Raw genomic sequence first — 21,741 nt, 5'->3', positions numbered from 1 at the left:
CGCCTTGATGCCGTCCTGCTGGGAAATGAGGTTCCTCACCCTGGCGCTGGTAATGAGTTCCTGGCCTTTCAGCACTCCTCCCAAAAGCAGGCCGATAATCACCAGCACGATGGCGATCTCAATCAGAGTAAAACCGCTTTGCTTGCGCATCATTTTGGCCATCCCTTCACCGTAAGGTAGTCTTGGTTTCGTACGCAGGCAGCAAATACCATGCCCGGCTTTGCGTTTGGCCCGGATTTTCTGCTTCAGGGGCCTGGGCAAACACAACATTGGGGCGCAGTTTGGCTATATACAGGGTTGTTGTCAAGGCTAAATTAAGCCGGGCAGGCAGGCAAGCCAAGCTTGTGCTCGATTTCAAACGTCATTTTTTCGGCGTCTTCGACGACTTTTCCGCGGGCTCGAGCTGTTGCAGACGTTCGGTGAGAAAACGGATCTCATGAGGGTCGGTGATGACCCCGCTCACCAATAACCCCCCCAAAAGAACCTTCGCGCTTTCCACTTCGCCCATGTCTTGAAGGAGGAAAATGCGCATCTGCGTCGCCCAGTGCGGCACCTCCGGCCCGGAGGCATGCGCGGTGATGGCTTGCGCGTATTTCAGGGCCAGCGGCAAATCGTGCAGCCGGTGTTTGGCCATGATTGCGGCGTGGGCCAGCCATGGCCAGCGCCGGTTAGGGTCGTGAAAAAATTGCGCATAAACGAATTGCAGCATTCTTCGCTGCTTTTGCGCATCCGGCACCTGGGCGTAGAGATGGGAGGCCATGAGGAGCGGATACTGGCCGACGGGATCAAGCTCGAGAATGCGCGCAAGCCAAGCTTCAACGCGCTCGTAGTCAAGGTCCTTGAACGGGATGCTGATGCCCGGCTGGTTATCGAACGCCTGAAGGTATAGCGTCATAAGCTGTGACAAGGCAATCGGCTCACCCAGGCTCAACGCTTTGAGCGCCGGTGCTGCAGGAGGGAAAACCAGCGCTTCAGCGCGGGCCACCGGCCGCGGCTGAAGACCCTGCCAGGCGAGCTGCAAGCACAGGCTTGCCAGCAGCAGCCACCAAACCGGTTTTGGCACCGCGGAAATAGAACGTTCTGGCATCGCTACAGGTTTTTTCGGTAGAGATCGAACAATGCCGCGCCCAGCAGCAAGCCGCTATAAATCGTGCTTTGTGCGACGATGGGGAGCAGCATGCGCCATTCACCGCTTTGGTTCACCAGCCACGCGGTCTGGGTGAATGCGTCGAAGTTGGGCAGCACCAGTGAAAGACTGTCCACCAGGAATACTGTAACCTGATGCGACAGGCTTTGCGGGTCGAACAGCGTGGAGCCGCTGATCAAGCGAATCGCGGTGATGGAACGCGCCAGCAGGTAAAAGGCCATGACGAAGCTGGCGGCGGGCAGGATGTGGGTGAAGGTGATGATACAAAAGAAGCCCAGCGCGGCCACAATCCAAAGCTCGAGCGTGAGCGACAAGCCCCACAACAACACGGGCTGCAGCGGCGCCAGCCAGGCCAGCGGCAGACAGATAAGCGCGACCGCGATCAAGGCGACCAGGGAAAAGCCCAAAAACCTGCCACAGGCATAGGCGGCGCGCGGCAAATTGAGGGAGAGCAAAAGCTCAAGGCTTTTGTCGTTAAATTCGCGCACCATGCTGCTCACGATGTAAAGCGCGATGATGAACACGGCGGCCAGCCTGAGTGCGGCGGCGAGAAATGAAATTTGCAGGCGCAGCGTTTCGGTGACGGCGATTTCTTTCACGAACAGGCTGCCCAGCAGCGCCAGCAACAGCGCTGCCAGCATCAGCCACGGCAAGCGGGTGCGCAGCGCTTCGAGCAGCGTATAGCGGGCAATAGTTATTGCCTGGCGGCGGGCGGAATTCATGATGGGCGTTGGCATAAATTCAAGGAGTGAAGTATAAACTCAAATCGAGCGGGGCAAATTTGAAAATGCGTGCTGCTACTTTAACAACTTTTATGCCGGGTAACGGGATATGGCGGCTGCCGGAAAAGCGACCTTAAGCGAAGCGTTCATTGCTTCGCGCCAGCAATGGTTCCTCGGCCTCATGCTGCTGGCGCTGCATGCGGTGCTGGTGTTCGGCATCGACAGCTGGCTGGCACGCGGTTTTGTGCTCACGCATTTCGGGCTGTTCCTGATGTGGCAGCCGATTTGGGGCGGCGAGCGCAATCTGGACGTGCGGCACGCTACCCTGATCATCGTGGCTGGGTTGCTGTTTGCCATCTGGAACAGCGGGTGGTTGATGGCGGTCTGGATCGCCGTGTTGTTCGCGCTGATCGGCGGCAATGTTATGGGCAAGCGGCAACGCGGGCAGCGTACGCTTTCCCTGCTCGCGGCCGTTTATTTGCTGGCCGTGCTGCTGATGTGGGTAGTACCGCATTTATTCGCCGACATCAGGTTCACCGAGGTTATGACGCTGGTGGTGCGCTACGGGCTGCTGCTGCCGGTATTGGCGGTCTTTTTTATCAAGGCGGAGAACGAGCCCGAATCGAGCCAGCGGGCGGTGGATTTGTTCTACAGCCTGCTGCTGTTTTTGCTTACCGCCGCGTTGGTGTTGGGGTCATTCGTCATCAAGCAGGTGAGCCACGGCGGGTATCTGCTGTCGCTAGCGCAAACGCTGTTCCTGATTGCGATTATACTGTTCGCGTTAAGCTGGCTGTGGGACCCGCATTCCGGTTTTGATGGCGTGGGCCAGCTCTTCTCGCGCTACCTGCTTTCGGTCGGGTTGCCGTTCGAGCGCTGGATGCACAGCCTGGCGAATCTCGCCGACCGTGAAGGCAATCCGGAAAAATTCCTGATCATGTCGGCGCACGAAATCGCCGCGCTGCCTTGGGTGGCGGGGGTGAGCTGGCGCGCGACCGGAAGCGAGCGCAAGCTCGGCGGCACTTCCCGGTTCCCGGCCGAATTTTCCTTTGGCGACCTGCACATGGTGTTGTACAGCAAGTGGCAGCTGAGCCCGGCGCTGCTGCTGCACGTCAAGCTCCTGGTGCGGCTGCTGGCGGATTTTTACAATGCCAAAATCCGCGAAAAGCAGGAGCGGCAGAATGCTTACACGCAGGCGGTGTATGAAACCGGCGCGCGGCTCACCCATGACGTGAAAAACCTTCTGCAGTCGCTGAAATCATTATGTACTGCCGTGGAAACCGGCGGTGCCGATGATGCCGAGGCGTTGCAGAAGCTGATCCAGCGCCAGCTGCCGCAAATCACCCAGCGCCTGCAGTTGACTATGGATAAACTCAAGGCGCCGCAGAAGGCGGACGAAGGCAACGGCAAACCCGCTCAGGAATGGTGGGCCAACCTCAAACAGCGTTACGCCAGCGAAGTCATTGATTTCAAGGAAACGGATATTTCCGCCGGCGCCGATCTTCCGATGCAGCTGTTCGACAGCATCGCCGACAATCTTCTGCAAAACGCCCTGCAAAAAAGCAAGCTTGAAACGGGATTGCGAATCAGCATCGGTTTTTCCTGCGCCCCCCGGGCCACCTTGAGCGTTTGCGATAACGGAGTGCCGCTTTCCGAATCCCTCGTCAAAACGCTTTTTAACGGCCCAGTGCCTTCGCAGAACGGGCTGGGAGTGGGTCTTTACCAGGCGGCGAAGCAGGCAACGCAAATGGGCTATCGTCTGCGGCTTGCCAGCAATCAGATCGGCAAAGTGTGCTTTGAGCTCTCTCCGGCGGCGTAATATCCTTTACGGCAGTTTTCCCGCGGCGACCATGCGGTTGAGCAAAATGTTAGTTGAGAGCCAGGCAACGATGTCATCGAATTCTCCAGCGCCGGCCCCGATGTCAGTGGCTGCGCGGCTTACGAAAGTAGTGTCGCTATTCGTATTTTCGAGTTCATCGGCACTGCTCGGCGCGGGGTTCGCCGCGCCGGTGACGCTGTTGATCGCACCCAGACCATTTTTGCCGTGAGAGAGAATGACGGCAGGGGCACCGTTAGGGGCGCTCGACGTGAGAGTGGTGGTGCACGCTGCTGTGGTACACAGGCGCAGATTAGCGCTCGAGCTGAGACTGAATGTCGCACCGGGTGGGCGCTGCGCGAATGCAGGTACTACCCGATAGCGCAGGCGGTTGCCCCAGACGTCCGCGCTTCCTACCCCTAGCGTCGACCAAGGCACGTTGCCTTCCTGCGTCACGCATAAGCCGCCAGCCACATCTTCGGCGCCGTCGTTCGGCGTGTCGTTCGGGCCGGTCGTGGGTCCGGAAGTCTTGTCAGGGCACGGTAAATACCCGTTTGCCAGCGCGAACCCGATCAGGGCTTCCTTGACGTCATCGAGACTTTTTTGCGTCGTGTTGATGTTGCTTTGATTAATCTGCGTGCCAAGCGGAACCAGCAGGCTGCTCAATAAGAGAGTGAGGATGAACAGCACGACCGCCAGTTCGATGAGGGTAAAGCCGGCGGCGCGTTCAGGGGATCGTGTATATGCGGTCACGGGTGTACGCGGTTGACGACGGAGTGACATAAAGGTCATTGCTGTCGTCGTTGTTCTGGGCGTCTTCGAGATAAGACTGCCAGTAAGTCGAGCTCCACGGCGGACCAAGGGGCCGGGAGGCGCCTGCGGGCCCGGGCGTCAGGATCACGATCTCCTTGCCCGCGACACCGTCCACGCTGAGTGTCGTATTCACGCACGAGGTGCAGGTGGCCCCACCCCCTTGCAGGAAGTTGCGCCCCGCGGAGTAGTAGATGACCCATCTCCAGTTGTTGTTGAGAAACCAGGGGGGAAGCGGGGGAATCGCGCCAGTGCCCCAGTTCTCTGGAGAGGCGCCCAGTGCCGGAACGCGGCCGCGGTTGAGCCCGCCGAGTTGGTAAGGGGGTGCATCGGAGTAGCCGTCGCTGAAATCGGCCCACGGGTAGCAGGCGCACGCGCTCACGGCCTTGTAGTTCTGCAGGATCGTCCGCAACTCGCGCGCGACACGCATCTCCACGGGCGGAATCAGTTCAGACGTGGTGAGAACCAGCAAGCGGTCGTTGAAACTGTTCGAGCGCTGCGCCGAGATGAACGGCCCGCTGGTCGTGGCGTTGTTGACGCCCCCTGTGCTGTCCAGGTAGTTCGCGGCGCACAGGTTGCGTGCGATGGTGGTACTCGTCGTAGGACAGAGCGCGCTGGTTGACGGGTCCCGGTTCTGTGTCCCGAGGACTGCGCCCGACGCGAAAATCACCGCCACCGCCTCGGCTGTCATCACCGTGGAAGAACTGCCCGAGTAAACCGTGATGTTGCCCTTGGTGTCGCTGTTAATCGGTTCCGCCGCAGAATGGTCGCGAAAGCGGGTGGAAAGCATGTACCACAGCCGCTCCCCGCTCCCGTCGCGCAGGTCCGGCAGCCCCAGGGTCTTCCACGGCAGCCGGCCGATATAACTGGGGCAGTTCGAACCGGAGAACAATTCCGCTACGCCGTCATCGTCGGTATCCGGGCAAGGCAGGGAACCGGGACGGTTGCCGTCGATCACGGCGCGCGCGATCAACCCGTCCTTGGCCTGCGCCAGCGCTGCCGTAGTTTGCTTATCGTTCGCGATGTTCAGCGGGGTGGGTTGCGCCAAGCTGAATATCAGGCCCGCGCTGACAATCAAAAGCAGCGCGAGCAATACGAACAGCCCCTGTCCCCTTTCCCTGAAAAACGTGTGTAGTCCGTTGCCGTACCGCTGCATGGGAGCGCCGTCAGTATTGAACTGTGGTGGGGGGCTGCGGTGGAGAGGGAATTGCCGGTTTTTCATTGTCTGGGGCGGGCGGCTCCCGAACCGCCTCGTCATCCGCTTTGCTGGAAATTCTGGATTTGGGTTTTTCTGTCGGAGCGGCCGGCTGCTCTGCGGGACCCGGCTGCGGTTTTTCCGCGGCTGTACCTTTTTTCTCGGTTACGGCAAGCGGCGCGGGGCTCTGGAAGTTTTCGAAGACCCGGCCGCTCACCGCGTCGAGGTTTTGCCCGACCTTGAGGTCCACGTAGCGTCCCGATTGCGGCAATTGCAGACTGACGCTGGCGTTGTCGGCGCCGCGCGGCATGATTTTGATGCCGCCTGGTGCACGCCGGTCTCTTATCGGCCGGTTGTTGATCCAGATGATGGACTCGCCGTCGCTGCGTTTCACCACGCCGTTGACGCTGATGCTTTCCAGCGTCGGGGCTTCGGTTTCCACATCAATCTTGATATTCTGTCTTCGGGCGTTGTCCAGCGTCTCGCGTTGTGCGGGGGTGAAAAACAGCCGTCCCATCGGCTCGGCGGATGCGCCCGCGAGCGGCAGCATCAGGAGGAGTATCGCGACCCACTTCATGGTTTGGCGCCCCTGGATTCAGGTGGGTTCAGGGTAAACCATGTGAGTTCGCACTGGGCGCGCAGGTTGGGCTGGAAGCGGATGCTGGTGACGTTATTGTCCAGACGCTCCAGCTTGCACTGGTTGAGATGAAACAGGCCGATGCCCTTGGCGCTGAGAATGTCGAAGAAGCGCATCAGGTCGCCTTCGTGCAGCAGGCGGAAATTGAGCTTCATCAGCGATTGCAGAATCGCCACGTTGCCGGGGTCGAATTCCTGCGCCTGGGCATAGGGTTGCTGCGAGCTGATCTGGTATTCCACGCCGAAAAGCTCCGCCTGCTGATTAGACAGCCGCAAGCCATCCAGCCAGTTGATGCGCTGTTCCGATCCGACCAATCCGTGCTGTTGCAAGCGCCGGTAATCGCCGAGGTAGCGGACGATGATTTCCTTTTCATCGCCGGATTTCTGGTAGCGGATGCGCGCTTCTCGCAGCATGACCTGCTGCTGCCTGAGATCGCGCAGCGCGGCATCGACAGCGAGCCTGGTGTAATAGACCAACGCAGCACCCGCGAGCAGCACGGCCAGCAGCGTAAACAGCGGCAGGCGCAGGGCCTTGAAATCTTCGGCGCTGAATTTCATGATTCCTGCCTCAATGACAAAGTCACCTTGAAGGGGGCGCTGGAAGTCTGTTCGCGGCTGTCGGTGGTGTTGCCGCTCAAGCTGGCCCCGGGATTCACGTCGAGCGGCAACTGCATAATCGCGGCTCCGGCCACTGCTTTTTCGTTGCGCAGCTTTTCCACAAAGCTGTTGATGCTGGCGATGGCGGCGCGATAATCGCCCTTGAACGGTCGGATTTCCGCTTCGATCACCCCACTCTGTCTTTTGGGACCCGAAACAGAACCGGGTTGCCGGGTTTGGCCGGGTTCGGCTTCCAGGCTTTCGCTGAATTTCCAGCTTACGCTTTTCAGCACTACGCCGGGACTGGCATCTAGGACGTGGCTGATCGCCGCGAACATTAATTCCGGTCTGTGCGCGCTTTGCTTGATTTTTTGCGCAATCTCCACCACATTTCTCAGGTTTTCGGCGGAAGTGGGCGCGGCGGGAAATTGCTTGGTCACTTCCAGGTAAAAGACTTGTTGCTGCGATGCCTGCTGCAGCGCCTGTGCGGCTTGTTCCTTGTAGTTGAATTGCTGGTAAAGGTTCGCGCCACACCACAACAGAGCTGTCAACGCCACCGCGACACTGGCGACATAAACCCTGAGGCGCGCTGAATAGCGCCAGAACCGCCGGGTTTTTTCCTCGGGTGCCAGATCGATGAGCGGCTGATGCTCGCCCAGCATGTGTAAATACAGCACGTCCGGGGACAATTGCAGCAACTCTGGCGCCACTCCCAGTTTAGCCACGATCTCGCCGCGGCCAAAATTCTGGCACAGAACATTGGGTTGCTGTTTGACCAGCTCTCTGCTGAGCCCGGCCAGCGTTTCACTCTGATCGAGGATAACAACGAGCAGCGGCTCTTCCAGAGGCATGACCTTGACTGCCGCGAGGTAGAGCCGGGTATTGCCGATTTCCTCGGCATAGTCCGTGATGCGCGATACATTACTGATATTTTCCAGCGGCGTAAGGCGGCTGATACGCAGCCTCTGGTCGCGGAAAAAGGTCTGGCGCAGCCCGGCGCTGTTTTGCGTTACCAGCAGCAGGTTGCTGGTGTTGTCGAGGTCGAATTTTTTGAGAAGATTATGGCTGGCCATCGGCAGCAGGTAGATCCCCGCCAATGGCGCCTGCTGCGCCTCGATGACCTTGAGCCATCCTGCTATGAAGTCTTGGTTGGTAAGGGCGGCAAACAGGAAGCGGTCATCGCGCCGCTTGTCGGTCTCGCGTCCCTGCAGCCAGGCGCGGCTGTAGGGATTATTGCGGTAAAGCTGGCGCAATTTCCTCGCGATCATTTCCCTGCGGTCGCTACCGAAGCTGTGCGGCAGGTTTTCGAAACGATAATCTTCCTCGACTGTGTCCACCATGAGGTGCACCGGCGCCCCGGGGCTGCTCTGCAGGAGTCCATTGAACCCGGACCAGCCGTTCTGATCGTTGGCGAATACCTGGACCGCAACCAGCTTGCCTCCGCGCCAGCGGCCGGCGGTGGCCTGGGAAGCGGAAACGCAGAGAAAGATTTTGTCGGCCATAAGGTTGATTAAAACTTAAGCTTACCCAGGATATCGTACACCGGAAGCAAGGTGGCAGTCATGATGGAAAGCAAAAGCGAGGCCAGGATAATGGTGGTAAGGGGCCCTAGCAGCTTAAGGCCCTTGTCCACCGCATCCTTGACGTCGCGGTTGTAAAAATAGCTGACGTTAAGCAGCGCCGTATCCAATGCGCCGGTGGTCTCGCCCACGCGCAGCATGCGAATCACCAGCGGCGGGAACATGCCGAGATTGCGGAATGCCTCGGTCAGGCTTTCGCCCGAGCCGATTTGCTGGCCGGCGCGCTGCAGGCCGTCGACGATGACACGGTTGGCGACGATTCCCTCGCTGGTCTTGATGGCTTCAAGTATGGTGATGCCGGACTGATACATCAGCGCGAAGAAATTGGAGAAGCGCGCCATGATGATCTTTTGCAGGATCTCGCCGGTGATCGGCAGGTGCAGCTGCAGATAATCCCAGAAATAACGCATCTTGGGATTTTGCCGCACCAGGTACCCGAAGACGATGCCGGAAAATAGCGGCACGCCGAGTATATACGGCCAGTAGTGAATGATGGAGTTGGAAATAAAAATCAGCACTCTGGTCTGAAGCGGCAAGGGGAGACCCATGTTTTTCAGCAGCGACACCACTTGCGGCACCAATACCACCAGCAGCACGACCATTACCACCAGAATGACCAGCAAAACCAGGATGGGGTAAAGCATCAGGCGCCGCGTCTGGCCGATGAGCTCATCCTGCCATTTCATTGTCGTCGCTAGGCTTTCGAACACTTCAGTGAGCCGGCCGGCCTGTTCCCCGGCTTTCACCAAGCTCACGAAAACGTGGTTGAAGACATGCGGGTGGGCGGCAAGCGCCTGCGACAGCTGCTTGCCGCCTTCCATGTCTTCCAGAAGCGAGGTGATGATTTCGCGGAAACGCGGGTTCTCGAGCGTGTCGCGCAGATCGCGCATGCCCTCCAACAATGGAATCCCGGCGCGCGAAATCTGCTCCATGTCGAGGCAGAGCGTGATGAGATCGCGTCGGGTGATTTTGCCGCGCGCCAGGGCGGACGCACCGCGGTTGACCTGGCGGGAGGTGATCAGGTCCAGGCCCATGCGTTTCAACCGCAGCTCGAGATCCACCTCGTTGATGGCGTCAAGGCTGCCGCGTGCCGGCCGGCCGGCACGGTCTACCGCTTTGTATTGAAAGGTGGACATGGGCTGTTAGCCTGGACTCTGCTTTACCTGCGATGAAATGCTTTTAGTTTACCTGGTCGGTGAGATTCACTGTGCGCGTGACTTCGGTGCTGCTGGTCACGCCCTCGAGCACCAGGCGCGTGGCTTCATTGGCGAGTGTATTGAAGCCTTTCGCCGACGCCGCGACCTGCAGCTCGCGCAGCGTGGCGCGTCGCGCCACCAATTCATCCAGATCGCTGTCCATTTGCAGCACTTCCACCACCGCCGTGCGGCCTTTGTAACCTTTGTTGTTGCAGTGTTTGCAACCGACCGGTTTGTAAATCTTTAGGGATGTGTCTTCCAATTTGAACACCTTGCGCTCGAGCGAAGTCGGATCCACGGCTTTCTTGCATTTCGGGCAGAGCAACCGCACCAGGCGCTGCGCGACCACGCCGATCACGTTGCCGGCGATGATGTCCGGAAGGATGCCTATGTCCATGAGCCGCGGAAACGCCCCCAATGCGGAATTGGTGTGCAGCGTGGTGAACACCTGATGGCCGGTCATCGCCGCGCGGAAAGCCATTTCCGCCGTTTCCTTGTCGCGGATTTCGCCGACCAGGATGATGTCCGGGTCCTGGCGCAAAATCGAGCGAATGCCGTTGGCAAAATCCATTCGCGCCGCTTCGTTCACCGAGGTCTGGCGCATCAGGGTCACCGGGTATTCCACCGGGTCTTCTAGGGTCATGATGTTGACTTCTTCGTTGTTCAGTTTGGAAAGCAGTGAATACAGCATGGTGGTCTTGCCGCTGCCGGTGGGCCCGGTGAGGATCAAGATGCCTTCAGGACGCGACAGCATGAAACTCATCTTGCGCACGATTTCCTTGGACAGGTTCATGCGTTCCAGGTTGATGATGGATTTTTCACGGTCCAAGACCCGCAGCACGATGTTTTCGCCGTGAACCGTGGGCTGGGTCGAGACGCGGAAATCCACCTCGCGCCCGTTGAGGTTGAGCGAGAGCCGCCCGTCCTGCGGCGAGCGGGTTTCGGCGATGTTCATCTCCGAAATCACCTTGAGGCGCACCGCGATGCCCGGCCAGTAGGTCTTGTGCAGGCTGCGCACCTGTTCCAGCACGCCGTCAACGCGGTAGCGGATGCGCAGAAAAGCGTATTCCGGCTCGAAGTGGATGTCGGAGGCGCCGCGTTTCACCGCGTCCACCAGCAGCGCATCCACCAGCCGCACGATGGGTTGGGTGTATTCATCGCCCGCCGCTTGCAGGCTCTGGTAGTCGATTTCCCCGGTTTCGATTTCCTGGAGGATGCCGTCCACCGAAAGCTCGAAGCCGTAGAAGCGGTCAATGCTCTCCTCCAGCTGTGCCTCGCCGGCGAGCAGGGTTTTGATTTCGATGTGCGGGCCGAGCGTGGCGCGCAGTTGATCCAGCGCTACCACGTTGAAGATCTCGCTCACCGCCACCGTCAGGCTCTTATTCTCGGCGTCGTAAGCGATTGCCAGCATGCGGTAACGGCGCGCGAATTCCTGCGGCACCAGCTTCAGCGCTTCGGCGTCGGCGACGACGTGGGAAAGGTCAATGCTCTCCTGGCCGATGGTGCGGGCCATGAGGTCGCGAATCACCGCTTCGCTGACAAACCCCAGCTTCACCAGCTGCCGGCCGACCTGCAGCTTGCTTTGCTTTTGCTCGGTGAGCGCGATGCGCAGCTGGTCGGCGGTTACCAGCCCCTGCTGGATCAGCATCTCGCCGAGACGCATTTTTTTACGCTGTTCCATCGGCCGCTACTCCAGCGAAGACAGCCGGCTGATGCGGTTTTGCGCCAGATTCAAATCGAAATGCGCCTGTCCTTTGTTCCTAGCCAGGGTCAGCGCCTGTTGATAGAACTTGAGTGCAAGCTTGGGTTGGTTGAGATGTTCCAGACTGACGGCCAGATTGAAAGCATAATCCGGATTGTCGGATTGCAGATGGTGCGCCCGGAAATAGACGTCCTGCGCGCCGGGCCACTGCGACTGCCCGGCGTACAGGTTGCCCAGAGTGAAATACAGGAAAGCGGAGGGTTCGCGGGCGAGTAATTGCTTGAGGCGCGCCTCGCTCGCTTGCGGGTCGGCGCGTCCGACCAGGCCGATCAGCGCGGCCTGCGCCGTGGCGTTCTTCGGATCGGTTTGTAATGCTTTCATATAATACTGAGTGGCCTGATCCGGCTGCTTCTGCTGTTCCGCGATTGAGGCAAGACCAAGCAGGGCTTCCACGTTGTTCGGTTCGGCGGTCAAAAATTTTTGGTAAGCGGCTTGTGCCGTCTCAAGACGGTTTTGCTGGAGCGCTGAATAAGCGTCCTGCAGCTGCGGATCGACCGTCGGTGCGGCGCGGACGGGGCTGACGCTGATATTCTGCTGCGGCAGTGCGCGCGGCGCAGCGGGTCGCGGGGCACGGACAGCGTTGACTTCGCCTTGCTCGCGCGGTAAGTCGGCAAAAAGCGGCTTGGATTCCGGTACGGGTTGGGCCGGTGGCGGCGCTGGCTGTGGCGCGGGCGCGACAACCAGCGGAGCCTTGGCCGAGGGCTGAGCGGGCGCGGTGAACACGGCGGGTTTGTTGATGGCCAGGAGCACGTAGACAAACCCGCCGATTACCAATAGAGCCGCGATGAGGCCAATCAAAACTATCGGATGCCCGCGAATGTAGTTGCCGATCCCGCCCGGCGTCTCGCCCGCGCGCATCACCGTCGCCGCCATGGCGGGGCTGACGGTGGCGGCAGGCGGCTCGGCGAGCGGTTGAGCCCAGGCCGCCGCCGTGGACTCGGATTCCATCGGTTGCAGCTCGAGCTCGCGGGAATCCTTTTCCGTAACTTCGCCGGCGCCTTGGCTGCCGCCTTCACGGTTCTGGGCAGCCTTTTGCAAGGCTTTCATCAACAGGCTCATTGAGTGCTGCCGGAGATTTCAGGTTGTGGCAAAAAACGCTTGAAGAATTTCAATTCATCGCTGTCCAGCGAAGGATTGGTCACCACCGTCGGGCGCAGGAATATCACCAGTTCGGTTTTTGACACGAGGTCGTTGCGGAAGCTGAACAAGTCGCCGAAGCGCGGAATCTGTCCCAAGCCCGGCACCGCGTCGCGGCTGCGCGTTTCTTCATCCTGCATGAGCCCGCCCAGAATGATCGTCTGTCCGCTGTTGACTTGCAGCACCGATTCCATTTCACGGGTCTGGATTTGTGGCACCGGGTTGGTGATTGTTTGGGTGACGCCGGGGATGCCGGTCGGGATGATGAGGCTGGGGTTAGGGTCGTTGACGAACTTGGTGATGCGCGAAATGGTCGGGCGCACGGTAAGCGAAACCGCGCCGTTCTCGTTGATTTGCGGAGTGACGCTCATCACCACGCCCACTGGCACCGTCTGCGCGCGGGTGTTGACAACCGGCTGCGTCACTATGCCGGTGGTGACCACCGCGGGTTGTACTTCAATCGAAAAATAAACGATGTTATCCACCACCTTTAACAGCGCCGTCTGGTTATTCAGTGCCATCAATTTCGGGCTGGAGAGCACATGCGTTTTACCGAATTGCTCAAGCAGCTTGATGATAGAGGTGATGGAGGGATTGGTATTGCTGGAGGCATAGGCAATCGAGGTAAACGGCGGCGTACCGAGATTGGTACCAAGCAGGCTTTGGCGGATGGTGAAATTGCCGAGACGGACGAAATCTACTCCCGCCTGATACTGGTCGCTCAGGAACACTTCGACAATGGTCGCCTCGATCAGCACTTGGCGCTGCGAAGATTCACCGACTCCGTCGAGGTATTGTTTTATCAGCGCGTGCTGTTTTTCCGACGCCAGCACGCTGACCATGCCGGTGACCGGGTTGACTACGATATCGTCTTTTGCATCGCCGGGAAGCGCCGGCGAGCCGCCGCCAAAAGCGGCGTTGAACAGGGTTGGCGCCGCCTGGCCCGCGCGTGACACCGCCTCGGCCTGTTGCAGTCGCTCCTCGCGCGCGGCTCTCAGCGCTTCGGCGCGCGTCGCCTTGTCTTCGGCGGAAAGCGTCTGCACCTTGGTGGTGCTTAAAATGCTGCGGATATTGTCTTTCAACACATCCCAGAAATTATTGTTGGAGGTGGTGCTGACGTTGGTGGTGGAAGTGCTGCCTGTACTGCCGCTGGACGAAGCCTGGGCGCCCCCGCCCGCTCCGGTGACCGGGGTGGAAATCTGGCCGGAAACGCCGATGGCGGACGTGGTGTTGCGAGTGATGTTGACATAGTTAACGTTGTAGGTTTTAAAGTAAGGCGTGTCCGGCGACACCACCAGCGTGTCGCCTTCCAGCTTGTAGCGGATGTTGACCTGGCGCGCGATGCGGTCGAGTATCGCCGGCAGGGTTTCATTCACCGCATTCAGCGTCACCAGCCCCTGGATTGCGGGGTGGATGTCGATGTTTTGCTTGGTGTCGCGCCCGAGTGCAAACAAGAGTTCCTTCGCCGGCACCTCGTTTACCACCACGCTGTAAGTCTGCGGTTTTTCGACCGGCTTGGGAGGGGGAACGAAGGCGGTAGTTGTTACCGGCGCCGGAATTTCCGCCGGCTCAATCTCGGGTTTGGCCGCGCTGATATGGCCTTGCGATTGCGGGATGTGCGGATAATTAGCAGCACAGCCGCCGAAGAGCAAGGCCAGTGACAGGAAAAAAAAGAATCGCAATAAACAGGGGTGTTGCATTTTTTCCCCGGTTCCTTATATTAAGCAACACAGGATATTCCCTATAAATCTTAACCCTAGCACGATTTTATTACAACTTAGTCTAAACATTCTTGGCAATCTATACAGAGCAACAAGCTTTATACCCGTGCATTCAGGAGTTTATTCCAACTCGCGCAATGTCCGGAAAACGGGCCACTAATTACGAAATTCTTCTATTTTCAAAAGTTTAAGTTTGAACACCTCAGAGTATTTAGCGGGAAGTTGACTCATCGCCACCCTGGCTTCCTGCTGTGAAGGATACAGACCGTAAAACACCCTGAACCTCACTTGGCCCCCCGTTTTCACCGGGTACACGTAAATTTCGTCGAGATTCACCAGTTTCTCGGCGCGCGTAAGAAAACGTTCGATACGCGGCGGTCGCATGTCCTCGGTGAGGAACAGCTGGATGCTGAAATTTTCTGCTGCGGCTCGGGCAAACGCGTTTTGCGCCGCTTCAATGCGTTGCTGCAGCAATGGATATTGTACAAACGCGGCGTCTGCCTCGGGTTGCGCCGGCTTTTCGGGTTTGCCCTCTGCGCCGGCGGGGGCTAACGTAACTGTAGGGGACATCCGCATCGGAAGGCCGAGTTCGCCGGGGCCGGTTTTTTGCGCGCCAACCTGTGCGCTAGCTTGGGAAGAGCCGGATGCAGCTGGTTCTGCTATGGCCAGCTTGGGCTCCTCAGATGCCGCAGGCTTTGCCGGCGCGTTTTGCGGAACCGGTGCGGCACTGGCAGCGGGCTGATTATTGGAAGGCGCTTCAAATGGCAGCCAAAGCGAGAGGTAGGCGCCGTACAACAATGCTCCGAGTGCGATTCCGAACGCAAGCCAGGCCAACCCGGGAACCGGCCGGCGCCCCATGTCGCTGCCGAATTCACTGTCCTTGATGGCCGCCTTGATATGCTTGGGCTTGATGGTATGCGTATTGTCCGCGAATGCCGCAAGCAGCGCCTTGTCTGCAAGCAGGTTGACGCGGCGCGTGAGTCCCTTTGAGGCTTTGGCAATCATGCGTACCACGCCCGGGGAAAACAGGTTCGGGCCGCGGTAGCCCGCAGCGCGCATGCGGAACATCAGATAATCCTTAATTTGTTGGCCGTTCAGCGGCCCCAGCGAAAAGCTGTAGGTAATGCGCTCGCGCAGCGGACGGATCTCGGGCTTGCGCAGGATTTCATCGAACTCCGGCTGACCAAACAGGATAATTTGCAAAAGCTTGTGGCTGCCGGTTTCAAGATTGGACAGAAGCCGCATTTCCTCCAGCGTGGCGAGCGGCATGCTTTGCGATTCCTCGACGAAGACCACCACCTGGCGCTTTTGCGCGTGGCGTTCCAGCAGATAATGGTGCAGTGCCTGCATTACTTCGAGGCGCGGCGCCTGGTTGGGGATGGGCAATTGCAGTTCAAAGGCGACGACATGCAGGACTTCTTCCGGCGAGACGCTGGGATTGGCAAGATAGACGCTTTCGATATGGGCGGGCAGACGCGTCTGGAGCATCCGGCACAGCATGGTCTTGCCGCTGCCTACTTCGCCGCTCACCTTGATCAAGCCCTCGCCGTGCGTGATGGCGTAAATCAAGGCGTCGAGGATGGCGCCGCGGTTTCCCCCGGAAAAGAAAAATTCCGTATTGGGAGTGATTTTGAACGGTGGCTGTGTCAGGCCGAAGTGGGCGTAATACATGATGCCGAGCGCCTATTCTTTATTTTCTTCCAGATTGCCGTATTGCTGCATGCGGCTGTAGAGCGTAGTGCGGCGCACGCCCAAAAGCTTGGCCGCCTGTGACAGATTGCCGTGGGTGATGGAGAGCGCCGCTTCCACATAACTTCTTTCCCACTCCTGCAGCATCTGGTCGAGGTTGAAATTTTTCTGGTTCTGTAAATGCTTTTTCGCCGCTTCCTGCAGGAATTTTATATCCTGCGAAACCGCCGGCTCGGGCGTTTTCACGTCCATCCCGTCCATGTCGAGCTCGCTTTGCAATTGCGCCGTACCCACTGTTTGCCCCGGATATTTGGTGGTGAGCCGGATCACGACATTGCGCAATTCCCGCACGTTGCCGGGGAAGGGATAGTCGAGCCACAGCAAAAGCGACTTGTCGTCGAGCGTGAACGGGGCGACATGGCTCTGGCGCGCATAGAAATCGCTGAAGTGGTCGAGCAGGGCGCGCTTGTCTTCACCCAGATCGCGCAGCGGCGGTACGCTGATGCTGAACACGCTCAAGCGGTGATAGAGATCGGAACGGAAGCGCCCCGCCTTGATTTCCTGGCGCAGGTCGCGGTTGGTGGCGGCGACCACGCGCGCGTTGCTGGTGCGGCTTTGGGTTTCGCCGACGCGCTGGTATTCGCCGTTTTCCAGCACGCGCAAAAGCTTCGCCTGCAGTTCCAGCGGCAGTTCGCCGATTTCGTCGAGGAAAAGAGTGCCGTCGCGCGCATCCTCGAAATAGCCCGGGCGCGATGCATCGGCGCCGGTGAAGGCGCCTTTGCTGTAGCCGAACAACGTCGGCTCCACCAGGTTGGGTGAAATCGCCGCGCAGTTCAAAGCGAGATAAGGCTTCTGCCGCCGACTGCTTAAGCGATGCAGGGACGCGACGACCAATTCTTTGCCGCTTCCCGATTCGCCCTCAATCAGCACCGGGAACGGCGCGTCGGCATATTGGCCGATTTGATTGCGTAGTTTTTCGATTACTGAACTTGAGCCGATGATGCCGCTGTCCGCGGGCGCCACGCCCAATTCGGCATCGCGTATTTCAAGCGCCTTGGTGAGCAGGCTTTTAAGTTTTTCAGGCTCGCACGGCTTGGGGATGAATTCAATCGCGCCCAGGGTGCGCGCGTGCCGGGCGTTGGCCTCGTCGTTCTGCCCGGACAGCACTACGATCTTGATGCCCGGGGAATGGGCGAGCAGTTCGTTGATGAGGCGAAAGCCTTCGTCGGGCCGGTGCGGCGTGGGCGGCAGGCCGAGGTCGATGAGCGCGAGCTGCGGCGGTTTCTCGAGCTGCCGCAGCAGGCTTTTTACCTGATTGCGGGAATTCGCTGCGTAGACGGAAAAATCCTTGCTCAACACGAAATTGAGCGTGTCGGTAATCAGCGGATCGTCGTCAACGATTAGCAAATCCGGTTTGGCTTGGGTTACCACCTTGCTCCTCAGATTGCACGCCGTGTGGTCATTTTGCCAGAGTCTTGGAGTCTCTAACATAGTAAAGCACCTTTGCGTTGCTGTCCCAAAGATGCGGATGCAAGGCGCGAGGGCGTAGCGCTACTCCGTAGTAACGCCAGCCCGAGCAACACCGCAGACGTGCTTTTGGGCCGCAACCCGCAGGGACGGGGCGGCGCTCAAGGCATGCCGTTGTCGCTCGCCGCTGGTTTAACCCCACTAAACGGCGCGGCTCGCTTCGCGGCCTGCACTTAATTCCGCCCCGTCGTAATAGGTGTATTGCTATGTTAGAGACTCCTAAGTTCCCGTCATAGCCTCTTGGCCGGTATCGCCGATGCAGGAGAGGAAGGCTTGCTCCAGGCTGGAAGCGCCGTGCTTGCGGCAAAGCGCATCGGGCGTGCCGACAAACAGCAGGCGGCCGCAATGAATCACCGCCATACGGCCGCACATTTCCTCGACGTCGGGCAGGGTGTGCGAAGTGAAGAACACGGTGCGGCCATCGCGACGCAAATCCTCAAGCCGGGCTTTGAGGCGCGCGCGCGCCTTGGGATCGAGGCCGCTGGTCGGCTCGTCCAGCACATACAAATCCTTGTCGGAGAGAAAGCAGGCCGCGAGCCCCAGTTTCTGCGTCATGCCCTTGGAGTAGGCGCGCACCGGAAGCGCCAGCGCGGAAAGATCGAGGTCCAGCGCGGCGAGCATCGTCTCAACTTGGGAAGATTCGTACGCCGATCCCTGCAGCTTCAGCATGTATTGCAGGAAGTCCTTGCCGGTGAGGTAATAGGGTGGAATGAAGTGCTCCGGCAGAAAAGAGAGGCGGTCACGCGAGCGGGTTTCGCGGTGGGAAACGCCGGATATTTCAATTTTGCCGCCGTCGGTCCCGCAAAAATCCAGCAGGCATTTCAAGAGAGTGGTTTTGCCCGCGCCATTGATGCCGACCAGGGCGAAAAACTCTCCCGTCTCGACGCTGAAATCCACTTCAGTGAGCGCCGGATAGTTTCCGAAGCGCTTGCTGACTTTCCTAAATAGCAGGGCGTCCATGGCCGCCGTCTTATCCTCTCTTGCGCCTCATCATAGCATGCTCGCGCCAAAGGGCACGGCAGCTTGCGAATACCGCCCGGGTTTTTCTCTTTGACATAACTGGGTTAGAATCCAGCTTTCCTGAAACCGCAAAGCATTCCACCATGCCCGCCGAAACACTGGTCGAAATCAACGACCTCAATTTTGCCTATGACCAGCGCCCCGTCCTGAAAGGGATGAATATGCGCATCGCCAAAGGGCAGGTGGTCTCCATCATGGGCGGCAGCGGCTGCGGCAAGACTACGCTGCTGCGCCTGATCGGCGGCCAGCTCCGGCCTGCGAACGGCGCGGTGAGGGTCGCGGGCGAGGTGATACACAAGCTCGACCACGACGGCCTGTACCGCATGCGCCGGCGCATGGGCATGTTGTTCCAGTTCGGCGCGCTGTTCACCGATTTGTCGGTGTTTGACAATGTCGCTTTTCCCTTGCGTGAGCACACGGATTTGCCGGAAGCGTTGATTCGCGATTTGGTGTTGATGAAGCTGAATGCCGTGGGCTTGCGCGGCGCGCGCGACCTCATGCCTGCCGCCATTTCCGGCGGCATGGCGCGGCGCGTGGCGCTGGCGAGAGCCATTGCGCTCGACCCGATGTTGATTATGTACGACGAACCGTTTGCCGGGCTTGATCCGATTTCACTCGGCGTGATCGCCAATCTCATCCGGCGCCTGAATGACGCGCTCGGCGCCACTTCGATCGTGGTCACCCACGACGTGCAGGAAACACTTGCCATCGCGAACTATATCTATTTTGTGTCGGAAGGGGTGGTGGTGGCGCAAGGCACGCCCGACGAAATCCGCGCCTCGCGCTTGCCTTTCGTGCACCAGTTTGTGCACGCGGAAATGGACGGGCCGGTGCCGTTCCATTATTCGGCCAAGCCGTATGCCGAGGACATCGGGCTCGGGGACGGCTATGGTTAAGCTGGTCGCCGAAAGTTTCCGCGGACTGGGCGGCTGGGCGGTGGACAGCGTCTGGAGCCTGGGCCATGCTAGCAGCTTTTTCTGGGCCACGCTCGTTCACTCGGGAACCAGTTTCAAGCGTTTCCGCCTGGTGGTGCGCGAAGTGTATATTGTCGGCGTCTATTCGCTGATAATCATCGTGGTCTCGGGCCTGTTCGTCGGTTTCGTGCTGGGGCTTCAGGGTTACAATACCTTGCAGAAATACGGCTCCTCGGAGGCGCTCGGCCTGTTGGTCGCGCTGTCGCTGGTGCGCGAGCTCGGGCCGGTGGTGACGGCGCTCCTGTTCGCCGGGCGCGCCGGCACCGCGCTCACCGCCGAAATTGGACTGATGAAAGCGACCGAGCAGTTGTCGGCGATGGAGATGATGGCAGTGGACCCGATTGCACGGGTGATCGCGCCGCGCTTCTGGGGCGGCGTGATTTCCATGCCGCTTTTGGCCTCGATCTTCAGCATCGTCGGCGTGTTCGGCGGCTATTTCGTCGGCGTGGTGCTGATCGGGGTGGACGAGGGCGCGTTCTGGTCGCAGATGCAGGCCGGCGTGGACGTGTTCAAAGACGTGCTGAACGGCGCGATCAAAAGCGTGGCGTTCGGTTTCACGGTGACCTGGATCGCGCTGTTCGAGGGCTACGATAGCGTTCCCACCGCGGAGGGCGTGTCGCGCGCGACGACCCGCACCGTGGTCACCTCGTCGCTAGCGGTGCTGGCGCTCGATTTCGTATTGACGGCTTTGATGCTTGGAGGGTAGTGATGGAACGCAATAGTCGTGGTGAAAGACGACTGGCACGACAAACGCTCGATTTGTGGGTCGGCCTGTTCGTCCTGGGCGGCATCCTGGCGCTGTTCATGCTGGCGTTCAAAGTCGGCAACTTGAGCAGTTTCAGCCTGTCTGACGACAGTTATGTGCTGTATGCCAATTTCGAGAACGTTGGCAGCTTGAAAGTGCGGGCGCCGGTGAAAAGCGCCGGCGTGGTGGTCGGACGGGTCGCCGAAATCCGTTTTGATAACAAGGACTACGTGGCCAGAGTAACCTTTAGCCTCGACAAACGTTATCAGTTTCCTAAAGACACCTTTGCCAGCATTTCGACCTCCGGTTTGCTTGGCGAGCAGTATGTGGGACTGGACCCGGGCGGAGACAGCGAGTATCTCAAGCCCGGAGATACCCTTGCCAAGACCCAGTCGGCGGTGGTGCTGGAAAAATTGATCGGCCAGTTTTTGTTCAATAAGGCGCAAGACAGCGGAAACGGCAAATGAAAATTCTCGGCAAGCTTTTGGTGGCCCTGACGTTTGTGGGAAGCAGTGCGGCACGCGCGGCGGACGCGGCTCCGGATACGCTGGTGCGCGACACGTACAATGAAGTGTTGGAGATCCTTAAAAAGGACAAGGATATCCAAGCCGGAGACCGCCAGAAACTCCTCGGACTGGTCGAAGCCAAAATCCTGCCGCATTTCGATTTCGCGCGCATCACCCGGCTGGCGGTGGGCAAAAACTGGCGCGCCGCCACGCCGGAACAGCGGCAGGCGCTGGTGAAGGAATTCCGCACGCTGCTGGTGCGCACCTATTCCACCGCGCTCGGGACCTACAAAGACCAGACCTTTGAAGTGAGGCCCGCCGATGTCAAGGGCAATGATGCGGCAGTGAAAGTGCAGATTAACCAACCCGGCGGGCAGCCGATCATGCTTGACTACAGCATGGAAAAGACGCAGCAAGGCTGGAAGGTTTACGATGTGATGGTCAGCGGCATCAGCCTGGTGACGAGCTACCGCAGCTCATTTAACGAAGAAATCAACCGCACCGGCATCGACGGACTGATCAAGACGCTGGTGGAAAAGAACCGGAAGCTGGAAAGCGGCGGGGAAAAATCCACCAGTGTGCAGTTGGAACAAAAATGATCGAGCGCGAAGGCCGCAGGCTGCGAGTCAAGGGCCCGATTACTCTGAGCAATATCACCGCGCTTTTGGAAGCGGGGCTGCAGCAATTCGATTTAGAACTAAAGGAAATCGATTTCAGCCAGGTGCAGCACGTCGATTCGTCCGCAGTAAGCATGCTGCTGGAATGGCTGCGTCAGGCGCAAAGCCGCAAGCTGCAGCTGCGCGTCGTCAATATGCCGGATAATATGCAGAGCCTGGCCGCGCTCTACGGCGTGCTCGAACTCATCCCGTCCTCGACAACCCAGCCCGCAAAATAAGCGATAATGGCCTGCCGCAGGATTCGCGAGCGACCTTGTGGTGGGCGTTCTTGAACATTTGTTCCCATG

At 59.1% G+C, this 21,741-nt stretch carries 21 protein-coding genes; 6 read left to right on the top strand and 15 right to left on the bottom strand.

All coding sequences use genetic code 11. The features are described from left to right. The 3 genes from VHE58_08735 to VHE58_08725 form a co-directional block, all read right to left on the bottom strand. On the bottom strand, nucleotides 1-150 hold a 150-nt coding region (locus tag VHE58_08735; GenBank protein HVS27365.1), incomplete at its 3' end, for a prepilin-type N-terminal cleavage/methylation domain-containing protein. A 211-nt stretch (nucleotides 151-361) separates the two neighbouring features. Next, nucleotides 362-1,063: a hypothetical protein gene (locus VHE58_08730; GenBank protein ID HVS27364.1), complete on the bottom strand. Its 702-nt coding sequence runs from the start codon at nucleotides 1,061-1,063 to the stop codon at nucleotides 362-364. Nucleotides 1,064-1,089: 26 nt separating this feature from the next. Next, nucleotides 1,090-1,869, bottom strand: coding sequence for an ABC transporter permease (locus VHE58_08725; protein HVS27363.1), 780 nt, complete (start codon nucleotides 1,867-1,869; stop codon nucleotides 1,090-1,092). 109 nt (nucleotides 1,870-1,978) lie between these two features. On the opposite strand from VHE58_08725, the gene VHE58_08720 reads away from it, so the two are divergent. Next, the gene (locus VHE58_08720) at nucleotides 1,979-3,685 is read left to right on the top strand and encodes an ATP-binding protein (protein HVS27362.1); all 1,707 of its coding nucleotides are present in this window, start codon (nucleotides 1,979-1,981) and stop codon (nucleotides 3,683-3,685) included. 6 nt (nucleotides 3,686-3,691) lie between these two features. On the opposite strand, the gene VHE58_08715 is transcribed toward VHE58_08720, so the two are convergent. The 12 genes from VHE58_08715 to VHE58_08660 all read right to left on the bottom strand — a co-directional run bounded on the left by VHE58_08715 (nucleotide 3,692) and on the right by VHE58_08660 (nucleotide 18,492). Further along, entirely contained in the window at nucleotides 3,692-4,435 is a 744-nt protein-coding gene (locus VHE58_08715; GenBank protein HVS27361.1) for a prepilin-type N-terminal cleavage/methylation domain-containing protein, read from the bottom strand. Beyond that, nucleotides 4,410-5,648, bottom strand: coding sequence for a hypothetical protein (locus VHE58_08710; protein ID HVS27360.1), 1,239 nt, complete (start codon nucleotides 5,646-5,648; stop codon nucleotides 4,410-4,412). Before VHE58_08710 ends, VHE58_08715 begins: the two co-directional genes overlap by 26 nt. 10 nt (nucleotides 5,649-5,658) lie before the next feature. After that, entirely contained in the window at nucleotides 5,659-6,264 is a 606-nt protein-coding gene (locus VHE58_08705) for a hypothetical protein (GenBank protein HVS27359.1), read from the bottom strand. Then, the gene (locus tag VHE58_08700) at nucleotides 6,261-6,881 is read right to left on the bottom strand and encodes a hypothetical protein (GenBank protein ID HVS27358.1); all 621 of its coding nucleotides are present in this window, start codon (nucleotides 6,879-6,881) and stop codon (nucleotides 6,261-6,263) included. The genes VHE58_08705 and VHE58_08700 overlap by 4 nt, the downstream gene beginning before the upstream one ends. Beyond that, a complete protein-coding gene (locus VHE58_08695) occupies nucleotides 6,878-8,422 on the bottom strand; it encodes a hypothetical protein (GenBank protein ID HVS27357.1) in 1,545 nt (514 codons plus the stop codon). The genes VHE58_08700 and VHE58_08695 overlap by 4 nt, the downstream gene beginning before the upstream one ends. A gap of 8 nt (nucleotides 8,423-8,430) precedes the next feature. Then, nucleotides 8,431-9,636, bottom strand: coding sequence for a type II secretion system F family protein (locus VHE58_08690; GenBank protein HVS27356.1), 1,206 nt, complete (start codon nucleotides 9,634-9,636; stop codon nucleotides 8,431-8,433). A 43-nt stretch (nucleotides 9,637-9,679) separates the two neighbouring features. Further along, nucleotides 9,680-11,377, bottom strand: coding sequence for a GspE/PulE family protein (locus VHE58_08685; protein HVS27355.1), 1,698 nt, complete (start codon nucleotides 11,375-11,377; stop codon nucleotides 9,680-9,682). A 6-nt stretch (nucleotides 11,378-11,383) separates the two neighbouring features. Then, nucleotides 11,384-12,517 carry a tetratricopeptide repeat protein gene (locus tag VHE58_08680; GenBank protein HVS27354.1) on the bottom strand — a complete coding sequence of 378 codons (1,134 nt, stop codon included), beginning with the start codon at nucleotides 12,515-12,517 and terminating at the stop codon, nucleotides 11,384-11,386. Next, on the bottom strand, nucleotides 12,514-14,295 hold the full coding sequence (locus VHE58_08675) for a secretin N-terminal domain-containing protein (protein HVS27353.1): 1,782 nt from the start codon (nucleotides 14,293-14,295) through the stop codon (nucleotides 12,514-12,516). The genes VHE58_08680 and VHE58_08675 overlap by 4 nt, the downstream gene beginning before the upstream one ends. A 177-nt stretch (nucleotides 14,296-14,472) precedes the next feature. Then, nucleotides 14,473-15,987, bottom strand: a complete 1,515-nt coding sequence (locus VHE58_08670) for an AAA family ATPase (protein HVS27352.1) — start codon at nucleotides 15,985-15,987, stop codon at nucleotides 14,473-14,475. Nucleotides 15,988-15,999: 12 nt separating this feature from the next. Next, a complete protein-coding gene (locus VHE58_08665) occupies nucleotides 16,000-17,496 on the bottom strand; it encodes a sigma-54 dependent transcriptional regulator (GenBank protein ID HVS27351.1) in 1,497 nt (498 codons plus the stop codon). A gap of 255 nt (nucleotides 17,497-17,751) precedes the next feature. Then, nucleotides 17,752-18,492 (bottom strand): ABC transporter ATP-binding protein, encoded by a 741-nt coding sequence (locus VHE58_08660; protein HVS27350.1) that lies wholly within the window; start codon nucleotides 18,490-18,492, stop codon nucleotides 17,752-17,754. A 143-nt stretch (nucleotides 18,493-18,635) separates the two neighbouring features. On the opposite strand from VHE58_08660, the gene VHE58_08655 reads away from it, so the two are divergent. Genes VHE58_08655 through VHE58_08635 form a run of 5 tightly spaced genes read left to right on the top strand, consistent with a single transcriptional unit; the run spans nucleotide 18,636 to nucleotide 21,672 of the window. Continuing rightward, a complete protein-coding gene (locus tag VHE58_08655) occupies nucleotides 18,636-19,448 on the top strand; it encodes an ABC transporter ATP-binding protein (protein ID HVS27349.1) in 813 nt (270 codons plus the stop codon). Then, nucleotides 19,441-20,232 carry a lipid asymmetry maintenance ABC transporter permease subunit MlaE gene (gene mlaE, locus VHE58_08650; GenBank protein ID HVS27348.1) on the top strand — a complete coding sequence of 264 codons (792 nt, stop codon included), beginning with the start codon at nucleotides 19,441-19,443 and terminating at the stop codon, nucleotides 20,230-20,232. Before VHE58_08655 ends, mlaE begins: the two co-directional genes overlap by 8 nt. 2 nt (nucleotides 20,233-20,234) lie before the next feature. Beyond that, complete coding sequence (gene mlaD / locus VHE58_08645) at nucleotides 20,235-20,738, top strand: outer membrane lipid asymmetry maintenance protein MlaD (GenBank protein HVS27347.1); 504 nt, start codon at nucleotides 20,235-20,237, stop codon at nucleotides 20,736-20,738. Further along, on the top strand, nucleotides 20,735-21,376 hold the full coding sequence (locus VHE58_08640; GenBank protein ID HVS27346.1) for an ABC transporter substrate-binding protein: 642 nt from the start codon (nucleotides 20,735-20,737) through the stop codon (nucleotides 21,374-21,376). The genes mlaD and VHE58_08640 overlap by 4 nt, the downstream gene beginning before the upstream one ends. Further along, nucleotides 21,373-21,672 carry an STAS domain-containing protein gene (locus tag VHE58_08635; GenBank protein HVS27345.1) on the top strand — a complete coding sequence of 100 codons (300 nt, stop codon included), beginning with the start codon at nucleotides 21,373-21,375 and terminating at the stop codon, nucleotides 21,670-21,672. Before VHE58_08640 ends, VHE58_08635 begins: the two co-directional genes overlap by 4 nt. The last annotated feature ends 69 nt before the right edge of the window (nucleotides 21,673-21,741 follow it).

This window comes from Burkholderiales bacterium (assembly GCA_035543335.1).
In the GTDB taxonomy this organism is placed as follows: domain Bacteria; phylum Pseudomonadota; class Gammaproteobacteria; order Burkholderiales; family JAHFRG01; genus JAHFRG01.
Note: the sequence above shows the minus strand (reverse complement) of the source record. Positions and strands in the feature narration are given on the sequence as shown.